The 1,792-nt window shown below is 35.5% G+C and carries 1 protein-coding gene; it reads left to right on the top strand.

Annotated features, from left to right (window positions below):
• The first annotated feature begins 236 nt into the window (after positions 1–236).
• Complete coding sequence (locus tag Abin_RS08730; protein WP_048846005.1) at positions 237–1,415, top strand: hypothetical protein; 1,179 nt, start codon at positions 237–239, stop codon at positions 1,413–1,415.
• Positions 1,416–1,792 lie beyond the last annotated feature (377 nt).

Here is a 1,792-nt window from a genome sequence, read left to right as displayed (position 1 = left end):
CTCAATCAATATTAGAGGATACGGAATCACCAACAGATACTCAAAATCAGAGATTTTTCCGAACCTTTCATGTCTTGAACCTAATTGAGTTGATGGTCATAACATATTGATATCTAAATAATTTTAAAATTCTGAGTGGGGGTTTTTGGAGGTTGTTGCTTTCTCGATTATAGACTGTAAAATTCTATGGTAGTATTATATTTAAAGACAATGATGTTTTTTGATGAAAGAAAAAAATGGACGATTTTGTAATTCGGATATGGCATGAAGGCAACCCAGGAAATATACTTCCAATGTATTTATCAGCCTTAAAAATGAAAGAAATATTAGGGTTTGGTAAAATATCGCACGTCGATATTTCTATGTTTGGCATAAATTTACCTGATGTTGATTTAAGTTTACTGAAAGGAGGATTTCACGATGAATATCATAGTAATGGAAAGAGGTATGGCTATGTACCCTTTCATGGTTTACGCAAACATATAAGAAATTCGGATGCTGATTTTTTAAGCCTAGAAGGATTATGTCAAAATATAAACAATTTTCCGAATAGACTTCATTTTGATTATGATAACCATTTTCCATTTTCTGAAAAAAATACTGAGGGAGGTGGAGAGGGTGATTTGGTTATAAATATACGAGGTGGTGAAATATTGGCGGGAATATCGCCCTTGTATCCTATGTTGCCCATTGAATTTTATAAATTTTTAGAACAGAAAACTGGGAAAAATGTTATTTTTTGTGGTCAATTAGATGATTCAGTATATATGGCAGAATTAAAAAAAGCTTTTCCTAAAGCAACTTGGAGGCCTTCTCAAGGCGCAGCATTGGATTTTGATTTTATTAGGCGTTCTAAGCACATAGTTCCATGTTTAAGCACATTCTCGTGGTTTGCTGCATGGATGTCGCATGCAACACGGATATATTTTCCAGTCGCAGGAGTGTTGAACCCAGCGCAGCATTTTTACGGTAATATGCTGCCTATAAATGATGATAGGTATGAATTCTATTTGTTTCCTATATTCGATGCTTTGTCGATCGAAAATTATAGAGAATATCTTGATCCTATAAAGAGTATGTGGTTTTATATTAGCCATAAAGATCTTGAGAAAGCAACAGAAAATAGATCAAGTAATATTGATAATTATCTTCTATCTATGAATATAGATGACGTAATCGATGTTTATTCTGAATACAAGAATGAGTATAATAACTGGGGGGTAAAAGGAGTGATTAATATGTATTTAAGAGAGGGGTTTTTTAAAAATATTCGGACTCTTAAAATAGATCGTTCTTTTTATACTAGAAAATATCCTTTGGCTGCATTAGATATAAGTAATGGAAATTTTGAAAATGAATTTGAACATTATGTCATGAAGGGGCAATTTCAAAATTACTTAAGATATAATGAATAAAATAAGTTTATTTTGTTTGGAATCATAATCTGGAAAGATTTAAGAGTCGTTGATTGGAGGACTTGCGGGCAGATTGAGGGTTTCTAGGACTTTTTAGTAATTGATCCAATCTACTTCGGCAGCTCACCACTCCTTGAGGCAAGTCCAGAGGTTGTCGACAAGATGTCGACAACCTCTGGATTGATTTTGGGGAGGCGACCGGCCCATCGTGTCGTTTCGCAGAATGGCGGGGCGGGCGTCTATATCTTTATATCCATTCAGGGATGGCATTCGACACGTAGCCCTTGCCCACGACCATCAGCAGGGGAATGGCGGGAAAGTGGAGGGTTCTATCACTACAGTTGCATATTATGTTGTGAGTGAGCGCGGATAGCAGT

Origin of the sequence: Acetobacter indonesiensis (genome assembly GCF_000963945.1) — a bacterium.
GTDB classification, from domain to species: domain Bacteria; phylum Pseudomonadota; class Alphaproteobacteria; order Acetobacterales; family Acetobacteraceae; genus Acetobacter; species Acetobacter indonesiensis.
Note: the sequence above shows the minus strand (reverse complement) of the source record. Positions and strands in the feature narration are given on the sequence as shown.